Origin of the sequence: Pseudacidovorax intermedius (assembly GCF_001476815.1) — a bacterium.
In the GTDB taxonomy this organism is placed as follows: Bacteria; Pseudomonadota; Gammaproteobacteria; order Burkholderiales; family Burkholderiaceae_C; genus Xenophilus; species Xenophilus intermedius_A.
In genome coordinates this window covers 1-1,671 of record NZ_LDSL01000211.1, presented here as the reverse complement: position 1 = coordinate 1,671, position 1,671 = coordinate 1, and the positions used below count along the sequence as shown (strand labels likewise).

2 protein-coding genes are annotated in these 1,671 nt (G+C 67.9%); one reads left to right on the top strand and one right to left on the bottom strand.

The features are described from left to right. Window positions 1-1,251, bottom strand: a 1,251-nt coding sequence (locus NS331_RS24395; protein WP_369405826.1) for a purine-cytosine permease family protein, incomplete at its 3' end; no start/stop codon positions are given. 101 nt (window positions 1,252-1,352) lie between these two features. On the opposite strand from NS331_RS24395, the gene NS331_RS24390 reads away from it, so the two are divergent. Then, window positions 1,353-1,655 (top strand): urease subunit gamma, encoded by a 303-nt coding sequence (locus NS331_RS24390; protein WP_058644510.1) that lies wholly within the window; start codon window positions 1,353-1,355, stop codon window positions 1,653-1,655. Window positions 1,656-1,671: the final 16 nt, after the last annotated feature.

Below are 1,671 nucleotides of genomic sequence, written 5' to 3'. Positions count from 1 at the left end.
GCCCAGCGCCTCGAACACGTTCATCTCCATCAGCATGAAGGCGATGAGCGCGTTGAACACCACCCACACCACCCGGCCCGGATGGCTGTGCGTGACGCGCGAGAAGAAGTTGCTCCAGGCCAGCGAGCCGGCATAGGCATTGGTGACGTTGATCTTGAGCTGCGAGATCACCACGAACAGCGCCGTCGCCGCCACCGCCCAGCCGTAGTGCGGAAAGACGTATTCGTAGGCGGCCAGGTACATCTGGTTCGGGTCCACCGCCCGCTCGGTGGGCACCATGTGGGTGATGGCAAGGTAGGCCAGCAGCGCCCCGCCCAGCATCTTGGCCACGCCCAGCACCACCCAGCCCGGCCCGCCCGTCACCACAGCGGCCCACCAGCGCCCGCGGTTGGCGGCGCTGCGCGCCGGCATGAAGCGCAGGTAGTCGGCCTGCTCCCCCATCTGGGTGATGAGCGCGATGCCGACGGTCAATGCAGCACCAAATCCGTGCAATCCGAATTCCGCTGAGCCGCCGCGATCACCACCGTAGTGCGTGATGCCCGCAAATGCACCAGGATCGCGCGCCAGCACGAAGGCAAAAGGCACCACCAGCATCAGCAGCCAGATGGGCTGCGTCCACATCTGCAGCCGGCTGATGGCCGAGACGCCGTGTGTCACCAGCGGAATCACCACCAGCGCGCAGATCAGGTAGCCCCAGGCCGGCGGAATGCCCAGCGCCAGCTCCAGCGCATAGGCCATCACGGCGGCCTCCAGCGCGAAGAAGATGAAGGTGAAGCTGGCGTAGATCAGCGAGGTGATGGTCGAGCCGATGTAGCCGAAGCCGGCGCCGCGCGTCAGCAGGTCCATGTCCACGCCGTAGCGGGCCGCATAGGCGCTGATGGGCAGGCCGGCCAGGAAGATGATGAGCCCCGTCGCCACGATGGCCCAGAAGGCATTGGCGAAGCCGAACTGCACCAGCAGCGTGGCGCCCACGGCTTCGAGGATCAGGAAGGAGGCGGCGCCGAAGGCCGTGTTGGCCACCCGCCATTCGGACCATTTGCGAAAGCGCTGCGGCGTGAAGCGCAGGGCATAGTCCTCCAGCGTCTCGCTGCCGACCCAGCTGTTGTAGTCGCGCCGGACCTTGACGATGCGCTGCGGCGCGTCGTCGCTGGCGTCGGGCGCGGGGGCTGCGGCGGGGGCGGAAGAGGCGTCGGCGTTCACAGGCGGCAGAGTGCAGCTTTCATGCCGAGCGAGGCACGACTGTTGCAACATGGCGGGGCTGCCTATCATCCTGCGCCAGCCCGTCGGCGCAGCACGCCCGCCGCCCGCGGCCGGCCCGCGCGAACCGAGCCCAGATCGAGCCAGAGAACACCATGGAACTCACGCCCCGAGAAAAAGACAAGCTGCTGATCTTCACCGCCGCCCTGCTGGCGGAGCGGCGCAAGGGCCGCGGCCTGAAGCTCAACTACCCCGAGGCGGTCGCGCTGATCTCCGCCGCCGTCATGGAAGGCGCCCGCGACGGCAAGACCGTCGCCCAGCTCATGAGCGAGGGCCGGGAGGTGCTGACCCGCGACGACGTGATGGAAGGCGTGCCCGAGATGATCCCGGACATCCAGGTCGAGGCCACCTTTCCCGACGGCACCAAGCTCGTGACGGTGCACCAGCCCATCGAATGAGGCGCCGCGCGGCGCC